This window comes from Massilia glaciei, assembly GCF_003011895.2.
GTDB lineage: Bacteria > Pseudomonadota > Gammaproteobacteria > Burkholderiales > Burkholderiaceae_D > Telluria_A > Telluria_A glaciei.
The window spans coordinates 1-17615 of sequence record NZ_PXWF02000235.1; the positions used below are offsets into that span (position 1 = coordinate 1).

General features: G+C 70.7%; 13 protein-coding genes. 8 read left to right on the top strand and 5 right to left on the bottom strand.

The features are described 5' to 3' along the window. The 7 genes from C7C56_RS14360 to C7C56_RS14390 form a co-directional block, all read left to right on the top strand. Window positions 1–433: exosortase C-terminal domain/associated protein EpsI (locus C7C56_RS14360; protein ID WP_106758061.1), on the top strand; the 433-nt coding region annotated here is incomplete at its 5' end. Beyond that, window positions 417–1619, top strand: coding sequence for a TIGR03088 family PEP-CTERM/XrtA system glycosyltransferase (locus tag C7C56_RS14365; RefSeq protein WP_106758062.1), 1203 nt, complete (start codon window positions 417–419; stop codon window positions 1617–1619). The genes C7C56_RS14360 and C7C56_RS14365, both read left to right, overlap by 17 nt. Then, window positions 1589–3511 (top strand): XrtA/PEP-CTERM system amidotransferase, encoded by a 1923-nt coding sequence (locus C7C56_RS14370; RefSeq protein ID WP_106758063.1) that lies wholly within the window; start codon window positions 1589–1591, stop codon window positions 3509–3511. Before C7C56_RS14365 ends, C7C56_RS14370 begins: the two co-directional genes overlap by 31 nt. A gap of 11 nt (window positions 3512–3522) precedes the next feature. Further along, complete coding sequence (locus C7C56_RS14375) at window positions 3523–4512, top strand: polysaccharide deacetylase family protein (protein WP_146204489.1); 990 nt, start codon at window positions 3523–3525, stop codon at window positions 4510–4512. Between the two features lie 44 nt (window positions 4513–4556). After that, the gene (locus C7C56_RS14380; protein ID WP_106758065.1) at window positions 4557–5774 is read left to right on the top strand and encodes a TIGR04063 family PEP-CTERM/XrtA system glycosyltransferase; all 1218 of its coding nucleotides are present in this window, start codon (window positions 4557–4559) and stop codon (window positions 5772–5774) included. Beyond that, window positions 5771–8203, top strand: a complete 2433-nt coding sequence (locus C7C56_RS14385; protein WP_106758066.1) for a glycosyltransferase — start codon at window positions 5771–5773, stop codon at window positions 8201–8203. The genes C7C56_RS14380 and C7C56_RS14385 overlap by 4 nt, the downstream gene beginning before the upstream one ends. Window positions 8204–8214: 11 nt before the next feature. After that, window positions 8215–8979, top strand: a complete 765-nt coding sequence (locus C7C56_RS14390; RefSeq protein ID WP_106758067.1) for a class I SAM-dependent methyltransferase — start codon at window positions 8215–8217, stop codon at window positions 8977–8979. Between the two features lie 7 nt (window positions 8980–8986). Here C7C56_RS14390 and C7C56_RS14395 read toward each other — a convergent pair whose 3' ends face one another. Genes C7C56_RS14395 through C7C56_RS14415 form a run of 5 tightly spaced genes read right to left on the bottom strand, consistent with a single transcriptional unit; the run spans window position 8987 to window position 16253 of the window. Beyond that, the gene (locus C7C56_RS14395) at window positions 8987–10174 is read right to left on the bottom strand and encodes a hypothetical protein (RefSeq protein ID WP_106758068.1); all 1188 of its coding nucleotides are present in this window, start codon (window positions 10172–10174) and stop codon (window positions 8987–8989) included. Between the two features lie 8 nt (window positions 10175–10182). After that, window positions 10183–11667 carry an MBOAT family O-acyltransferase gene (locus tag C7C56_RS14400; protein WP_106758069.1) on the bottom strand — a complete coding sequence of 495 codons (1485 nt, stop codon included), beginning with the start codon at window positions 11665–11667 and terminating at the stop codon, window positions 10183–10185. Next, a complete protein-coding gene (locus C7C56_RS14405) occupies window positions 11657–12742 on the bottom strand; it encodes a glycosyltransferase family 4 protein (protein ID WP_106758070.1) in 1086 nt (361 codons plus the stop codon). The genes C7C56_RS14400 and C7C56_RS14405 overlap by 11 nt, the downstream gene beginning before the upstream one ends. An 11-nt stretch (window positions 12743–12753) precedes the next feature. Then, window positions 12754–14190 (bottom strand): oligosaccharide flippase family protein, encoded by a 1437-nt coding sequence (locus C7C56_RS14410; RefSeq protein WP_106758071.1) that lies wholly within the window; start codon window positions 14188–14190, stop codon window positions 12754–12756. Continuing rightward, a complete protein-coding gene (locus C7C56_RS14415; protein ID WP_106758072.1) occupies window positions 14187–16253 on the bottom strand; it encodes a glycosyltransferase in 2067 nt (688 codons plus the stop codon). The genes C7C56_RS14410 and C7C56_RS14415 overlap by 4 nt, the downstream gene beginning before the upstream one ends. Window positions 16254–16321: 68 nt before the next feature. Between C7C56_RS14415 and C7C56_RS14420 the strand changes: the two genes are divergently transcribed. Then, on the top strand, window positions 16322–17614 hold the full coding sequence (locus C7C56_RS14420) for a putative O-glycosylation ligase, exosortase A system-associated (protein WP_229458777.1): 1293 nt from the start codon (window positions 16322–16324) through the stop codon (window positions 17612–17614). The last annotated feature ends 1 nt before the right edge of the window (window position 17615 follow it).

Consider the following 17615-nt stretch of genomic DNA (forward strand, 5'->3'; position numbering starts at 1 on the left):
GCGCCTCGACGATCGCCGCAACGTGGTGCTGCAGCTCGGCCACTACCGGCATCAGCGCGCCGGGGCGGCGCTGGCGCCGGCCGGCGGCGCGCGCCTCGCCGGCGACTGGCGCGAGCTCGGCGCCGGCATCCGCGTCGTCGCGCTGGACCGGGACAGGCTCAGCGTGCGCCAGACGGTGCTCAAACGCGGCGGCGAGAAGCTGCTGGTGTGGCGCTGGTACCGCCAGTCGGGCATCGAGACCAGCAGCGCGGCGCGCGTCAAAATTTTGCTGGCCGCGCACAAGGCGCTGCGGCTGCGCCAGGACGGAACCGAGATCGTCGTGGCCACAAGCTTCGACGACAATCCGGAGCAGGCGGCGGCCGCGCTGACCCGCTTTCTCATCCTCATGCGGCCATCCATAGTGCGCGGAGTCGAACATGACAGCGTCAACTGAACAACCGAGGCTGGTGGTGCATCTGATCCACCAGCTCGACGTCGGCGGCCTCGAAAACGGCCTGATCAACCTGATCAAGCACATGCCCCCCGAACGCTACCGCCACGCCATCGTCTGCCTCAAGGACTACTCCGACTTCCATGCCCACATCAAGACGCGCGGGGTCGAGATCATCAGCCTCAACAAGCGCGAGGGCAAGGACTTCGGCCACTACGTGCGCATGTTCCGCGCCCTACGCGCGCTCCAGCCCGACGTCATCCACACCCGCAACCTGTGCGGGATCGAGGGCCAGCTGGTGGCCGCGCTGGCCGGCGTCAAGCTGCGCGTGCACGGCGAGCACGGGCGCGACATGTTCGACCTGTACGGCAAGCGCCTCAAGTACCAGCTGCTGCGGCGCCTGCTGCGGCCCCTGATCGGCCACTTCATCGCCGTCAGCGCCGACCTCGAACACTGGCTCATCGACAGCGTCGGCGCCGAGCCGGGACGGGTCTCGCAGATCGCCAACGGGGTCGACAGCGTGCAGTTCCACCCGCGCCTGGGACCGCCCGCCGCGGTCGGCCCCGAGGGCTTCATGAGCGACAACGCCTTCGTCATCGGCAGCGTCGGGCGCATGGTCGACGTCAAGAATTTCCCCACCCTGGTCGAGGCCTTCCTGCGCCTGATCGCCTCGCCCCATCCGGCGCACCAGCGCATGCGCCTGCTCATCGTGGGCGACGGCCCGACCCGCGCCGAATGCCTCGACATGCTCGCGCGCGCCGGCGCCGCGCACCGCGCCTGGCTGCCGGGCGAGCGCGGCGACATCTCGCAACTGCTGCGCGCGATGGACCTGTTCGTGCTGCCGTCGCTGGCCGAGGGCAGCTCCAACACCATCCTAGAGGCGATGGCCAGCGGCCTGCCCGTGATCGCCACGGCGGTCGGCGGCAACACCGAACTGGTGCACCCGGGCTTCACCGGCATCCTGGTGCCGCCGCGCTCGCCCGACCTGATGGCCGCCGCCATCGCCGACTACTGCCGCATCCCCGAGATGGGCGCGCGCCACGGCATGCGCGCGCGCAGCCAGATCATCGCCACCCACAGCCTGCCGGCCATGGCGCGCGGCTACCTTGCCGTGTACGACGCCCTGGCCCGCAACGGCCAAGAACCAAAGGAACCGCCATGTGCGCCATCACCGGACTCGTCGACCTGAGCGCGCGCCGCGCGATCGATCCCGCGCTGCTCGAGCGCATGAACCAGGCGCAGCGCCACCGCGGCCCGGACGGCGCCGGCACCCACCTCGAGGCCGGCGCAGGCCTGGCGCACCGGCGCCTGTCGATCATCGACGTCGAGGGCGGGCGCCAGCCCTTGTTCAACGAGGATGGCAGCGTGGTGGTGGTCTACAACGGCGAAATCTACAATTTCCAGCAGCTCATGCAAGAACTCGAAGCGCACGGCCACCGCTTCCGCACCCGCTGCGACACCGAGGTGATCGTGCACGCCTGGGAGCAATGGGGCCAACGCTGCGTCGAACGCTTCCGCGGCATGTTCGCGTTCGGCCTGTGGGACCGCGAAGCCGAGGTGCTGTTCCTGGCGCGCGACCGGCTCGGGGTCAAGCCGCTGTATTTCGCGCATCTGGCCGACGGCCACTGCGCCTTCGGCTCCGAGCTCAAGGCGCTGATGGCCCATCCCGGCGTGGCGCGCGAGCTCGACTTGCGCGCGGTGGCAGATTACTTCGCCTATGGCTACGTGCCCGAGCCGCGCACCATCTTCCGCCAGGTCGGCAAACTGGCGCCCGGCCACAGCCTGACGCTGCGCCGCGGCGCCGCGCATGCCGCGCCCAGGCGCTACTGGGACCTGCCGTTCGCGCCGCACGCCTTCATGAGCGAGCAAGACGCCGCCGACGAGCTGATCGCGCGCCTGCGCGAGGCCGTCAGGATCCGGCTCGTGGCCGAGGTGCCGCTCGGCGCGTTTTTGTCGGGCGGGGTCGACTCGAGCGCCATTGTCGCACTGATGGCCGATCTGATGCCCGATCCGGTCAGCACCTGCTCGATCTCGTTCGGCGATCCGCGCTTCAACGAATCGGGCTACGCGCTGCAGGTGGCCAGGCGCTTTGGCACGCGCCACCACGCGCTGCAGGTGGCGCAGCAGGACTTCGCGCTGGTCGACCGGCTGGCCACACTCTACGACGAACCGTTCGCCGACAGCTCGGCTTTGCCGACCTACCGCCTGTGCCAGCTCGCGCGCGAGCACGTCACGGTGGCGCTGTCGGGCGACGGCGGCGACGAGAACCTGGCCGGCTACCGCCGCTACCGCTACCACCTGCACGAGGAGCGGGTGCGCCGGCTGCTGCCGCTCGGTCTGCGCCGCCCGGTGTTCGGCGCGCTGGGACGCAGCTGGCCCAAAGCCGACTGGGCGCCGCGCCCGCTGCGCGCCAAGACCACGTTCGAATCGCTCGCGCGCGACACCGTGGCGGCCTGGTTCCACACCGTCTCGCTGATGGACGACGATCTGCGCGCGCGCCTGTTCAGCCCCGAATTCACACGCGCGTTGGGCGGCTACGATTGCGTCGACGTGCTGCGCCGACACGCCGCCGGGTGCCCCGCCACCGACGCGCTGTCGCTGGTGCAGTACCTCGACTTCAAGACCTACCTCCCGGGCGACATCCTCACCAAGGTCGACCGCGCCAGCATGGCGCACGGCCTCGAGGTGCGGGTCCCGCTGCTCGACCATGAACTGGTCGAGTGGATCTCGGGCCTGCCGCCCGGCTTCAAGCTGCGCGGCGGCGAGGGCAAATACCTGTTCAAGAAGGCGCTCGAGTCCCGCTTGCCGAAACAGATGCTCTACCGCAGCAAGATGGGGTTCTCGGTGCCGCTGGCGGACTGGTTCCGCGGCCCGCTGCGCCAGCAACTGGCCGCCACGCTGCTCGGCCCGACGCTGGCGCACACAGGAATCTTCAATATGGCGTGCATCGGCGCCATGCTGGCCCAGCACGGAACGGGGCGGCGCGACCACAGCGCGGCGCTGTGGTCGCTGCTTATGTTCGAGGCCTTCCTGCGCAACGTGCTGCGGGCCGCAGGCACGCCGCTCGCGCGCGCGGCCTGAAGGCGCCAACTGTGTTGAAGGTCTTCATCACGGTCGACACCGAGGTCTGGCCCGACGCGCCCGACTGGCCGCGCACGCCGATCGCCGCCGGGCGCACCGACTTCGCGCGCGAGAGCGCGCTCTACCTCGACGGCGCCACCGGCGAGGGCGAGTTCGGGGTGGGCTACCAGCTCGCCATGCTCGGCCGCCACGGCCTGAAGGCCTGCTTCTTCGTCGAACCGCTCGCGGCCGCGCGGATCGGCCGGGCGCCGCTCGAGAAAGTGGTCGACCAGGTGCAGCGCGCCGGCCACGAGGTGCAACTGCACCTGCACACCGAATGGCTCGGCGACCTGCAAGACGCCGCGCTGCCTGGGCGCCACCGCCAGTTCATGCACCAGTTCAGCGTGGACCAGCAGGCCGCCCTGATCGGCTCGGGCGCGGCGCGGCTAGCGCGGGCCGGGGCCGCGCCCGTGTGCGCCTTCCGCGCCGGCAGCTTCGGCGCCAACGCCGACACCCTGCGCGCGCTGGCCGCGTGCGGCCTCGCCTTCGACAGCAGCTACAACCCGACCTGCCTGCACCCGGACTTTCTGCGCGCGCCCGTGCTCGAGCAGCCGGCCCGCGTGCACGGCGTCTGGGAGTTCCCGGTATCGAGCTTTGGCGACTATCCGCGCCACCGCCGCCACGCGCAGCTGTGCGCCTGCTCGTTCGCCGAGATGCGCGCCGCGCTGATGGCGGCGTGGGAGGCGCGCTGGTACAGCTTCGTGATCGTGCTGCACAGCTTCGAGCTGCTTAGGGGACGCTCCCCGCCGCACACGCCGGCGCCCGACTGGCGCGTCATCGGACGCTTCGAGTCGCTGTGCCGCCTGCTCGACGCCGAACGCGGCAAGTTCGCCACCACGCTGTTCCGCGAGCTCGATCCGGCGCTGGTGCCGGCCCTGCCGCGGGCGCCGGCGCTGCGCGGCTCGATCGCGCGCACGCTGCTGCGCGCCGCACAACAGCATTGGCCGCATCGCAACTCTTGATCGAACGCAACAGCCCCGTGCCAAAACATGCGGAACATGGAGCCATGCGAATCCTGCACATCCTCGACCATTCCGTCCCCCTGCACAGCGGTTACGCGTTCCGAACCCTGTCGATCCTCAAACAGCAGCGCGCGCTCGGCTGGCACACGATCCAGCTGACCGGCCCGAAACAGGGGGCTGCCGGGTCGGGCGAGCGCAGCATCGACGGCTGGCACTTCTTCCGCACCGCGCCCAGCGGCGCGCCCTGGGCCAGGCTGCCGGTGCTCAACCACCTGGCGCTGGTCGACGCGCTGGCGCGGCGCGTGCGCCACGTGGCCAAACTGACCCGGCCCGACGTGCTGCACGCCCATTCGCCCTCGCTCAACGCGCTCGCCGCGCTGCGCGCCGGGCGCAGCCTCGGCCTGCCGGTGGTCTACGAGATCCGGGCGTTCTGGGAGGACGCGGCGGTCGACCATGGCACCAGCAGCAAGAACGGGGTGCGCTACCGCCTCTCGCGCGCGCTCGAGACCTACGCCGCGCGCCGGGTCGACGCCGTCACCACCATCTGCGAGGGCCTGCGCGCCGAGATCGAGTCGCGCGGCATCGCGCGCGATCGCATCACGGTGATCCCGAACGCGGTCAACCTGCGCCGCTTCGGCAATGCCGAGCCGCGCGACCAGGCACTGGCGCGCCGCCTCGGCCTGGACGACGGGCCGGTGCTCGGTTTCATCGGCTCGTTCTACGCCTACGAGGGCCTCGAGGTGCTGCTCGAGGCGCTCCCCCTGATGCTGCAAACCTGTCCCACGATGCGCGTGCTGCTGGTCGGCGGCGGGCAGCAGGAGGCGCGCCTGCGCGAACGCGTGGCGCAACTGGGGGTGGCCGCGCGGGTCGTCTTCACCGGCCGCGTCGGCCACGACCAGGTCGGCGCCTACTACGCGCTGATCGACATGCTGGTCTACCCGCGCCTGCGGATGCGCCTGACCGAGCTGGTCACGCCGCTCAAACCGCTCGAGGCGATGGCCCAGGGCCGCCTGGTGCTCGCCTCCAACGTCGGCGGCCACCGCGAACTGATCACCCACAACAAGACCGGCATCCTGTTCGACGCCGGCAGCGCCGCCGCGCTGGCCGAGTCCGTGCTCGCGCTGCTGGCCTCGCCGTGGCGCTGGCAGGGGCTGCGCGAGGCGGCCCGCGCCTTCGTCGAAAGCGAACGCACCTGGTCGGCCAGCGTGGCGCGCTACGCGCCGCTGTACGGGGCCCTGCTCGAGCGAAAGAGCGGACGATGAGCTTTAGCGGGATGCGCATCGGGCTGGTCGGCCCCGTGCCGCCGCCGGCCGGCGGGATGGCCAACCAGACGCTCCAGTTGTGCGAACTGCTGCTGGCCGGCGGCGCCTGCGTCGAACTGGTCGCGCTCAACCGGCCGCTGCCGCCCATGCTCGAGCGGGTGCGCGGCCTGCGCGCCCTGTGCCGGCTGCTGCCATACATGCTGCGCCTGTGGCGCGCCGCCCCCCGGGTCGACCTGTTCCACATCATGGCCAATTCCGGCTGGTCGTGGCACGTGTACGCGGCGCCGGCGATCTGGATCGCACGACTGCGCGGGGTGCGCGTGATCGTCAACTACCGCGGCGGCGAGGCCGACAGGTTCCTGCTGCGCCAGCGCCTGCTGGTGATGCCGACGATGCGCCTGGCCGACGCGCTGATCGTGCCCTCGGTCTACCTGGCGCGCGTGTTCGGGCGGCGCGGCTGCCAGCCGCACGTGGTCCCCAACATCATCGACCTGAAACGCTTTTCACCGTGCAGGCGGGCGCAGCCGGCCGCGCCCACGCTGCTCGTGGCGCGCAATCTGGAGCCGATCTACGACAACGCGTGCGCGCTGCGCGCGCTGGCGCTGGTGCGCCAGGCCTGCCCCGGCACCACCATGGTGGTCGCCGGCGAGGGCGCCGAGCGCGCCGCGCTCGAAAAACTGGCGCGCGAGCTTGAGGTGCTCGAGTCGGTGCACTTCACCGGCCGCCTCGACAACGCCGCCATGGCCGCGCTGTACCGCTGCGCCGACATCGTCATCAACCCCAGCCTGGCCGACAATATGCCGGTCTCGGTGCTCGAGGCGCTGGCCTGCGGGGTGCCGGTGGTGAGCACCAATGTCGGTGGCATCCCCGACCTGCTCGAGCACGACGTCAGCGCCGTGCTGGTGGCGCCGGGCGACCCGATCGCGCTGGCCCATGCCGTGATCCGCCTGGTGCACGACCGCCCGCGCGCAGACGCCCTGCGCGCCGCCGGGCTCGAGCTGGCGGCGCGCTTCGACTGGAACCGGGTCGGCCCGCTGCTCGAGGCGCAATACCGGCGCGTGCTGGCGCGTGGACGGCGCGATTTTTACGGCTCGCTGGTGGCGGGACTGCTGTTTCCACTGCAGGAGCTGTGCAAGCGCCACCGGAGCGTGGCCCTGCGCCGCGAGATGGAGCGGTCCCAGTGGGCCAGCCTTCCACAGCTGCGCCAGATCCAGCTCGAACGACTGTGCGCGCTCGCGCAGCACGCGCACGCGCACGTGCCCTACTACCGGCGCCTGTTCGCGCGCGCCGGCTTCGACCCGCACAACATCGAGAGCCTGCTCGATCTGCGCCGGCTTCCGGTGCTGCGCAAGGACGACCTGCGCACCCACGCCGGCAGCTTCAAGTCGGACGTGGCGCCGCCGCTGGCGCGCTCGAACACGGGCGGCTCGAGCGGCGAGCCGCTCGTCTTCTTCATCGGCAAGGAGCGCGTGGCGCACGACGTCGCGGCCAAATGGCGCGCCACGCGCTGGTGGGATGTCGACATCGGCGAGCGCGAGGTGGTGGTGTGGGGCTCGCCGATCGAACTGGCGGCCCAGGACCGGATGCGCCAGATGCGCGACCGGCTGCTGCGCACGACCCTGATCCCGGCGTTCGACATGTCGTCGGCCAAATTGGACAAATACGTCGCCCGCATCCGCAAGCTGCGCCCGGCCATGCTGTTCGGCTATCCATCGTCCCTGAGCCTGATCGCGCGCCACGCGGGCGCGCGCCGGGTGCCGCTCGACGACCTCGGGATCCGGGTCGCGTTCGTGACCTCCGAGCGGCTCTACGACGACCAGCGCGCCCTGATCGGCAAGGCGTTCGGCTGCGCCGTCGCCAACGGCTACGGCGGGCGCGACGCCGGCTTCATCGCGCACGAATGCCCGGCCGGCGGCATGCATGTGACGGCCGAGGACATCATCGTCGAGATCCTCGGCCCCGGCGGGCAGCCGTTGCCCGACGGCGAGTCCGGCGAGATCGTGGTCACGCACCTGGCCACGCGCGACTATCCGTTCATCCGCTACGCCACCGGCGACGTCGGCGCGCTCGGGCGCACGCCCTGCCCGTGCGGGCGCACCCTGCCCCTGCTCGAGCGGATCGAGGGCCGCAGCACCGACTTCCTGCATGCGCAGGACGGCACCGTGATGCACGGGCTGGCGCTGATCTACATCCTGCGCGACCTGCCGCAGGTGCGCGCCTTCAAGATCGTCCAGGAGAGCGTCGCGCTCACGCGCGTGGTGGTCGTGGCCATGCCGGCGCTCGGCGCGACCTTGCGCGCGCGGATCGAATCCGGTTTCAAAGCCAGGCTCGGGGCCGGGGTCACGGTGCTGATCGACGAGGTCGGCGCGATCGCCCCCGACCCCTCGGGCAAATTCCGTTATGTGGTCAGCCACGTCAAATTATCCTAGGGGGGGTAGCCATGTTTCCGATTACCACGGTGCTGTTGATCGTCTCGCTTCTGGTCATTTGCATGCGCATCCTGCACAAGCTGCGCAACGTCCATCTGCTGCTGTACTCCTCGCGCGGACAGGCGCAGACCGACACGGCGGCCGTGTTCCGCCAGTTCGAGGCGCTGATCGGCCTCTACCACGACCTCGGACTGAGCAAAAGCCTGCCGCCCACCCGCGGCTGGTCGGCCTCGCCCGACTTCCTGGCCCAGCTGACGCGCCACGCGCTGCTGGAAAAACCGCTCACCGTGGTCGAGTGCAGCAGCGGCGCCTCGACCCTGGTGCTGGCGCGCTGCATGCAGATCAACGGCGCCGGCCGGGTCTACAGCCTCGAGCACGACCCGGTGTACGCGGAAAAGACGCGCGCCGAGCTGGCGCGCCACGGCCTGGGCGAGTTCGCCGTGGTGTTGCTCGCGCCGCTGCGCGGATTTTCCGCCGGCGCGCCCGAACGCCTCTGGTACGCGCGCGACGCCCTGCCGCCCGGCCTGGCCATCGACATGCTGGCGATCGACGGCCCGCCCAAGGACACCGGCGCGCTGGCGCGCTACCCGGCCGGCCCGGCCCTGTTCCCCCTGCTCGCGCCCAACGCGGCCGTGTTCCTCGACGACGCCGCGCGGCCTGAGGAACAGGCCATCCTCTCGCGCTGGAAAGACGAGTTTCCGGCGCTCGCCTTCAGCACCCGCGAGTGCGAGAAGGGCTGCGCCGTCATGCGCGCCAATCCGGCCATGGTGCCTTGATGGTTTATCAAATCCCCCGGGCCTTGGCGCGCGCCTCTTCGGCTGCCAGCAGGCGCACCAACTCGGCGTCGCGCGCATGCTGCCGGCGGTAGCGCGCCACGCCCTCAAGCTGGTTTGCCAGGTGCGCCTTCATCATCTCAGGTCTTAGTTCAACCCCGAAGTCGGCCGGCGCGGCGTCGCCGGCCCCGCCGAAAATGCGCGCGATGACCATCCGCCCGACATTGGCGCGGTAGTGCGACGGCTCCCAATAGTGGACCATCTGGGGGCCGGCGCGCGAGCGCGCCAGCGGCTCCGTCGTGATCGAGTTGAATCCCGAAAAATCGAACAGGCGCGTGTCGCAGCCCTCGCGCCGGCGCGTTTGCGCCATCCGCGCCAGCGCCTGCTGCCAGCGTTCGTGGGCGCCGCCCTTGCCGCGCCGGTACAGCGCGTCGAGCATGCTCGCGTGGGTCGGATTGATGTACAGGCGCACCCGCGTGCCGTCCCCGCACATCTGGCGCACCGCCACGCCGAAGGCTTCGAGCGCGTCGGCGGTCGGCCCCTCGCCGCGAATGAACTCGCGCAGCCGCGGCGCCACCGCCGCGCTGGTGCCGCCCCAGTGCTGCATGTGGTCGTTGATGCAGCGTTCGTCGCGCTGCCCGTAGAGCGCGAGGCTCGACTTGCAAACCGCGCCGAACGAGCCGGCCAGCACGCTCAGCGAGTCCTGCGTCATGTCGAGCGTGAGGGCGCGCTTGAGGTTGATCAAGCCGCGGTGGGCGAAGAAGTGGCCGCCGCCGGCGACCAGCTCGCGGTCGAAATCGGCGCCCACCGCCAGCGAGAACGAGGGCGCGTCGACGCCCCAGACCACGGTGGCGGGCCGGCCGACGCGGCGCGCGTGCAGGGCCATGGCGGCGGCGTCGCCGAGCGAGGCGCCCGACAGCGCGCCGTTGAACACGGTCTGCCCCGCGAACGCGGGCACGCCCGCCGGCAGCGCCAGCTCGGTGCGTGAATTGCCCAGGTAGAGCACCTGCGGCCGGTAGCGCGCCAACGCATAGGTTTTGCCCCAGGCGCTGAGCTTTTCGCGCGCCGGGCGCAATTGCTGCACCCGCGGCGAATCCCACTGGTGCGTCAGATGCGGATCGACGATGTAATTGAGCGCTGCCACGCCGCCGATCGCCAAGCCGCTGGCACAGTAAAACACGGTCAGGTAGGTGCGCATGGCCGCCCTCAGAACTGGAAGTAAAGGAATTCGCTGACGCGGTTCATGCTCAGCACGCAGACGATGAACAAGCCGGCGAAGCCGAGCCCCCATGCCGGGCGCGGCCGCCAGGTGATCCACTGGCGCGCCGGCCGATGCAATATTCGTTCAAAAGCGGGCTCGTAATGACAGAATATTTCCTGCGTCGTCGGCGCGAAAAAGGCCAGCACGGCGGCCAGCGCGAGCGCCGGCAGGCCCAGTCCGACCAGTTCGATCCAGCGCAGGCCGTCGAATCCGACCGCGCCGGGGAGCCACTGCGCCAGCGGCGCGAAGGCGCGCGGCAGCGACACGCCGTTGGCGCCGGCCAGCGCGCCGAGGATGTCGAAGGCGGTGCCGAAATCGGGCGCGCGGAAGAACACCCAGGCCAGCATGACGGCGAGGAAGGTGAGCGCCTGCGCCGCCAGTGGCGCCAGCCTGAACCCGCCCCAGGCCTGCCAGCAATGGTGCAACACCAGGAAGCCGCCGTGCAGCGCGCCCCAGGCCACGAAGGTCCAGCCGGCGCCATGCCACAAGCCGCCCAGCAGCATGGTGAGCATCAGGTTGCGGTAGCGTTTGAGCCGCCCGAGGCGCCCTCCCCCAAGCGCTATATACAGGTAGTCGCGCAAAAAGCGCGACAGCGTCATGTGCCAGCGGCGCCAGAACGCGCCGATGTCGAGCGCCTTGTGCGGCGCGTTGAAGTTGAGCGGCAGCTTGACGCCGAACATGCGCGACAAGCCAATCGCCATGTCCGAATAGCCCGAAAAATCGAAATACAGCTGGAACGTGTAGGCCAGCACCCCGACCCAGGCCTCGATCATCTGCGGATGGGCCCCGGCGGCGAACACGGGTCCCGCCAGCGGCGAGAGGTTGTCGGCGATGAGCACCTTCTTGGCCAGGCCGACGACGAAGATCGACATCCCGATGGCGAAGTTGGCCGCCAGCGGCCGGTAGTTCCGCGCGTCGGCGAACTGCGGCATCATCTCCTTGTGGTGCAGCACCGGTCCGGCCACCAGATGCGGGAAGTAGCTGACGAAAAGAAAATAGTGGCTAAAGCGCACCTCGCTCGCCTCGCGCCGGTGGCAGTCGACCAAAAAAGCAATCTGCGTGAACGTGAAAAACGAGATCCCGACCGGCAGAATTATGGCCAGCTGCGACTGCGCGCCGACCGCGCCGAGGAAAAAATTGGCGTATTTATAGTAGGCCAGCAGCGCCAGGTTGGCCGCCACCGCGGCCAGCAGCACGCGCCGGCGCGCGGTCCCGGCGGCGTGAGTGATGGCGCGCGCGGCGGCGAAGTTGAACATGATCGAGGCCAGCAGCAGCGGCACGTGGCGCGCGCTCCCGACCCCGTAGAACGCGAGCGAGGCCATCCCCAGCCATACGGCGGCCCAGCGCGGACTGGTCCGCCCGAGCACGAAGAAGCCCGCCAGCACCAGCGGCAGGTAGAGGAACAGGAAGCTGAACGAGTTAAACAGCAAGCCGCTCTCCCCCGTCGCGCCGCGCCGGCGCCGACAGCACGTCGGCGTAGCAGCCGGCGATCTGGCCGGCCACGCGCTCCCACGTGAAACGGCGCACCAGAGCGCGCACCAGCTCGCGCGGCGGCGGCGCGCCGACCAGCCCGAGCACGGCCCGCTTTTGCGCGGCGGTGTCGTCCCAGCGCACCTTTTTGAGCGCGAACTCGCTGTCGGGCAGTTCGAGCGCGCTTTCGGCCGTCATCACCACCGGCGTGCCGCTGGCCAGGGCCTCGAGCACCGACAGCGGAAACACCTCCCCCTGGCTGGGCAGCACGAACACCGAGGCGGCCGCGTAGGCGCTCGCGAGCAGCGCGTCGTCGTGGCGCAGCGGCCCGAGCCAGGTCACGCCGCACACGTTGCGCACCCGCCGCAGGTAGTCACGGTCGCACTCCTGCGCCTGGCCGATCAGAACGAAGGGCAGCTTCAGGTCGGCCAGCGCGTGCGCCATCGCGAGCTGGTTCTTGTAGGGCGAGATGGCGCCGGCCATGAGCACGAAATCGCCCCCGATGCCGGTGTGCCGGCGGAAGTGGTCGGCGCCGGACTTGAAGAAATGCGGACTGATCCCGTTCGGGAAGACCCGTATCTTGCTGTCCTCGATCAGGAACGCGGCGTTGATCGCGCGCCGCTCGGCCTCGCCCAGCGCCACCACCAGGTTCGCCATCTGCAGCGCGCGCCGCATCTGCGCGTAGCTGGTCTGCACGTTCCATGATGTCAGGCGGCCGATCAGGCGCTCGGCGACGCGCGCGCAGCCGCCGCTGGCGCGGTTCCAGCCCGGCGAGATCAGCGGCGACAACACCACCGGCACGCCCAGTTCGGCGGCCGCCTCGACGATGCGGTGGTTGCCGTTGGTGGCCGCGAACACGTGGACCAGGTCGAAGTCGCCCAGGCGCGAGCGGCACGGGTCGAGCAGTTCGACCGAGACTTTGCGCCGGCCGTGGCCCTCGATCCGGTTGAGCGCGGCGATGGTTTCGCGCACCTGGATCTGGAGCCCCCCCTCGCGCTGGAACAGCATGGGATAGGACAGTATGCCGATTCGCATGGCGCCTCCGGTCAGTGTGGGAATGCGGCCGCCAGCTTGCGCCGCGCCAGGGTCAGCTCGGCGCGCAGCGGATGGCCCAGCAGCGCGAGCCCCGCCAGCCACAGGAGCAGAGATCCGGCGGCGGCCGCGGCCAGTTGGCCCGCTCCCGCCGGCAACGCCAGCAGCGCGCACGCGGGCGCGGCGCTGGTCAGCGCCGCCAGCGCCGCGCTGCCCGAACCGGCGCGCGCCTGGCGCCAGCAACCGATCCGGTTGTGGCGCGCCACGCTGCGCAAGATGAGCGCGGCGCGCACCACGGTGCCGGCCACCACGGCCCACGCCAGCGCGGCCAGGCCGAACGGCGCCGCCGCCAGCAGCAGGGCGATCCGCACCGGCACGGCCAGCGCGTCGATGCGCGCCTGCGCCTTGACCCCTCCGGTGGCCACCAGCAGGTAGCGCGCCATGCTCGAGAGGCTGTACAGCGCCGAGGACAGGCACATGATCCGCACCAGCGGGGCCGCCGCGTCCCACTGGTTGCCATACAACAGCCGCACCAGGGGCAGGGCCATCAGCGCCACGAACGCGTAGAACGGCCACGCGAACGCGGTCATGTAGCTGACCGTGCGCAGATAGGCGGCGCTGGCGTCGCCGCCGTCGCGCGCCTGCGCCGCGTACAGCGGGAACACCACCGGCGAGACCGCGCTGGTGATCGCCTGGTGGAACACCGACAGCACCCCGACCGCCTTGCTGAACACCCCGACCCCGCCCATGCCGATCACCTTCCCGATGATCAGGTCGGGCGCGGCGACCCCGGCCTCGTCGATCAGGGTGCCGCCGGTGGCGTAGGCGCCGAACGAGATCACCCGGCCCATGCCGGCGCGCGCGGGCAGCCACGGCAGCTCGCGCGGGCGCAGCGCCAGGCTCACGCACAACGCGGCGACGGTGGCCGCGACCGACGCCAGCGCCAGGCTCAGGAAGCCGAAGCCGCTCCACGCCAGCGCCACGGCGACGAGGAAATTGCACACGCCGTGGGCCAGGTTGATCGCGCAGATGGCGCCGAGGCGCAACTGGCGGCGCAGCACCGGCAGCGTGATCGCCGTGAACGGGATCAGCACGAAGTTGACCGCCAACAGCTGCAGCACGGGCGCCAGCCGCGGCTCGGCGTAAAAGCGCGCCAGCGGCCAGCTCAACGCCGCCACCAGCGCCGCCAGCGGCCAGGCGAACAGGAAGCTGACCCCGAGCACCGCGCGCAGGCGCCGGCGGTCCAGCCTGCGCGCCTGGATCACGTACTGGCCGACGCCGAAGTCGCGCAGCACCTGCACGATCCCGAGCAGCACCGCGCCGACCGAGACCACGCCGATCTCGTCGGGCGTGAGCAGGCGCGACAGGATCATGGCGCCGGCCAGCGCGAGCAGCACGAGCGCGTACTTCTCGACGAACGAGAAGGCGAGCGCGCCGCAGGTGCCGTTCATGGCAGCAGCCCGGCGTAGAAATCGAGCACGCGCGCGCGCAGGATGGCCGGCGTGTAGCCGTTCTCCATCTCGGCGCGCGCGTGTTGGCCCATCAGGGCGCGCCGCGCCGGGTCGGCCAGCAGCGAGGCGACCGCGGCGGCGGTGGCGTCCGCGTCGCCGAGCGGCACCAGCAGCCCGCCCATGCTAAGGCGCAGGATGTCGGCGGTGCCCGGCACGTCGGTGCCCACCACCGGCACGCCGCAGGCCATCGCCTCGATGGTCGCGATGCCGAAGCCCTCATTGCGGCTTAGCAGCAGGTGCAGGTCGAACGCGGGCAGGATCTCCTCGACCGCGCCGACGAAGCCGGTGAATATGACGTGGCCGGACAAGCCCTTCAGCGCCACCTGCCGCTTCAATTGCGCCTCGAGCGGGCCGGTCCCGGCCAGCACCAGGCGCAGCGCAGGAAAGCGCCCGCGCAGCGCCGCCACCAGCGCGATCAGCGCCTCGGGCCGTTTTTGCGGCGACAACCGCCCCACCGCGCCGATCACCAGCGCGTCCGGCGCCAGCCCGAGGCGCCCGCGCGCGGCCAGGCGGCGCGCCGGCGATGGATAAAAGCGCGCGGTGTCGACGCTGTTCGGAATCACGCACAGGCGCGTGGCCGGCGCGAGATAGGGGCCGAAGCTGGCCATGAAGTGCTCGAGCGCAGAGACCGAGACCGCGTACACCCCGCGCACCGAGCCGAACGCCTCGCGGTACAGGGCCGCGTGCCAGGGGTGGAACTCGGCCGGCGGAAACGCGTTGTGCACGCTGAGCACGAGCGGCAGCTTGCAGTGATGCGCCAACCACAGCGCCGAGGCGCCATAGCTGGTCCAGCAAAAGGCCACATGCACCAGATCGGCGCGGAAGCGGCGCAGCTGCGGCGCGCTGAACAACTCGGCGCGCAGCTTGTTGGTGCGGCGCCAGCGCCAGCGCTCGAAAAACTGGGGCGGGTCGAACACGGTGGCGGCGATGCCGTCGGCGCGCAGGCCGGCGGCGAGCTGGTTGAACCCGGCGAAGCGCGGCGTGGCGAGCATGCTCGCATGGCCGGCGCCGGCCAGCAGGCGCGCCTCCTGCGCCATGCGCAGCTCCATGCCGCCCAATTCGCCCGAGCAGCTCGTGATCAGCACCCGCGCGCCCCTGGGCGGCGGCGCGGGCCGCCCGAACCAGGCCTGGAAGATGAAGCCGCGCAGGTAGTGCCATTCCCAGCGCCGCAAAAAAACGGCGTCGGCGTCGCGCGCGGCGAGCGCGCGCGCCACGCCCAGCAGCTCGCGAGCCGCCTTGGCCAGCATCCAGCGCGGCACGCCGAACAGGCGCGGCGACGGGTCGGCGCCCTCCTGCACCCGGGCGCCGCGCCCGTGCCGGAAGGCGCGCCGCAAAATGCTGTCCGCCGCGAGCTGGTGCGGCCGGATGAAATGGGCCACCTTCGCCCCGGCGCAGAACCAGGCGCGGTGGCCGGCGGCGGCCACCCGCCGGTTGAATTCGGTCTCGCAGCCCATCGCGTAGGCGCCCGCGCCCGGCCCGAGCCGCTCGTCGAAGCGGTGGCCGGCCTCGAACACGGCGCGCCGCACCGCCATGTTGGCGCCCCACACCAGCCCCGGAAACACCGGCCCCTCGGCCACGTCGGTGATGGCGAACGTGACCCCCAGCGGCACCAGCCGCAGCACCCATTCTGGGGGCGCCCGCCCCCAGTCGGCCACGATGGCGCCGCCGAACACGGCGTAATCGGGATGCGCGCGCGCGCACGCGTCGAGCCGCAGCAGCCAATCGGGTTCGGGGCTCGCGTCGTCGTCGGTGAACACGAACAGATCGGCGCCTCCCTCGAGCGCGAGCGCGATGGCCTCGTTGAGCGCGGCGCTCTTGCCGCCGCGCGCGCGCCGCACGCAGCGCAGCGGCAGGCGCGAGGCGAACGAGGCGAGCAGTTCGGCGGTTACGTCGGCGCCGCCGTCGTCGACGACGATCAGCGACCAGCCGTCCCCGGGCGGATGCAGCGCGCAATAGGCGGCCAGCACTTTTGGCAGGGTCGCCGCACCATTGCAAGTAGCCATGAGAACGGTCAACAAGCCCGCACCTCCCCTGATCTAGTATTGCCTGAACCTAACAATGCAGTGTACCGATGCATTCCGCCGCCCGATTGACGGGCGTCAAGGAGTTCCAGACCATGCGCGACATCCTCGTTACACTGATCGTTCTCGGGTCGCTGCCGCTGATCCTGCGCTCGCCCGTCAACGGCGCCCTGATGTGGGTGTGGATCAGCGTGATGAACCCGCACACCCAGGGTTGGGGCTTCGCCACCGCGTTCCCGTTCGCCATGGTCATAGCGCTGACCACGCTGCTGAGCCTAGCCTTCACGCGCGAGCCGCGCGCCATGCCCTGGACCCCGGTCACGCTCACGCTGCTCGCCTTCGTGGTGTGGATGAACGTGACGCTGCCGTTCTCGATCTTTCTCGACGACTCGATCCGGCAGTGGCAGAAGGTCATGAAGATAATGCTCATGACGTTCGTGTGCATCATGCTCATCAAGTCGCGCCGCGACGTCCACCGGCTGGTCTGGGTGCTGGCCATCTCGCTCGGCTACTACGGCATCAAAGGCGGCATTTTCACGCTGCGCAACGGCGGCGGCGAGCGCGTCTGGGGCCCCGAGCAGACCTTCATCGGCGACAACAACGCCATCGCGCTCGCGCTCATCATGATCATCCCGCTCATGTTCCACCTGCGCCAGAACAGCCCCCAGCGCTGGCTGCGCCGCGGGCTCGACGGCGCCATGCTGCTGTGCGCGCTCGCCGCGCTCGGCTCGTATTCGCGCGGCGGCCTGCTGGCCATCGCCGCCATGGTCCTCTACTGGTGGCTCAAAAGCGGCAAAAAGGCGGTCATGGGCGGCGTGTTGCTGTGCGCCGCGCCGCTGCTGCTGCTGTTTATGCCCGAGCAGTGGGGCGACCGGATGGACTCGATCCAGAACTACGACATGGACGCCTCGGCCCAGGGCCGCATCAACGCCTGGCGCATGGCGTGGAACCTGGCGCGCGACCGCCTGTTCGGCGGCGGCTTCGAGATCTCCGACGCGACCGTGTTCGCCATCTACGCGGCCAACCCGAACGCGGTGCACGCGGCCCACAGCATCTACTTCCAGGTGCTCGGCGAGCACGGCTTCATCGGACTCGGCCTGTACCTGCTGCTGAACTGGAGCACCTGGCGCAGCGCCAGCGTGATCATCCGCCGCGCCGCCGGCCACGCCGAGCTCGACTGGGCCGCCAGCTTGGCCGCGATGACCCAGATCAGCCTGGTCGGCTTCGCGGTCGGCGGCGCCTTCCTGAGCCTGCTCTATTTCGACGTGCCTTACTACCTGATGGGCGCCATCGTGGCGACCCGCGTTTTGGTCGAACGACAACTGGCAAGCGCCAAGGCCTGAC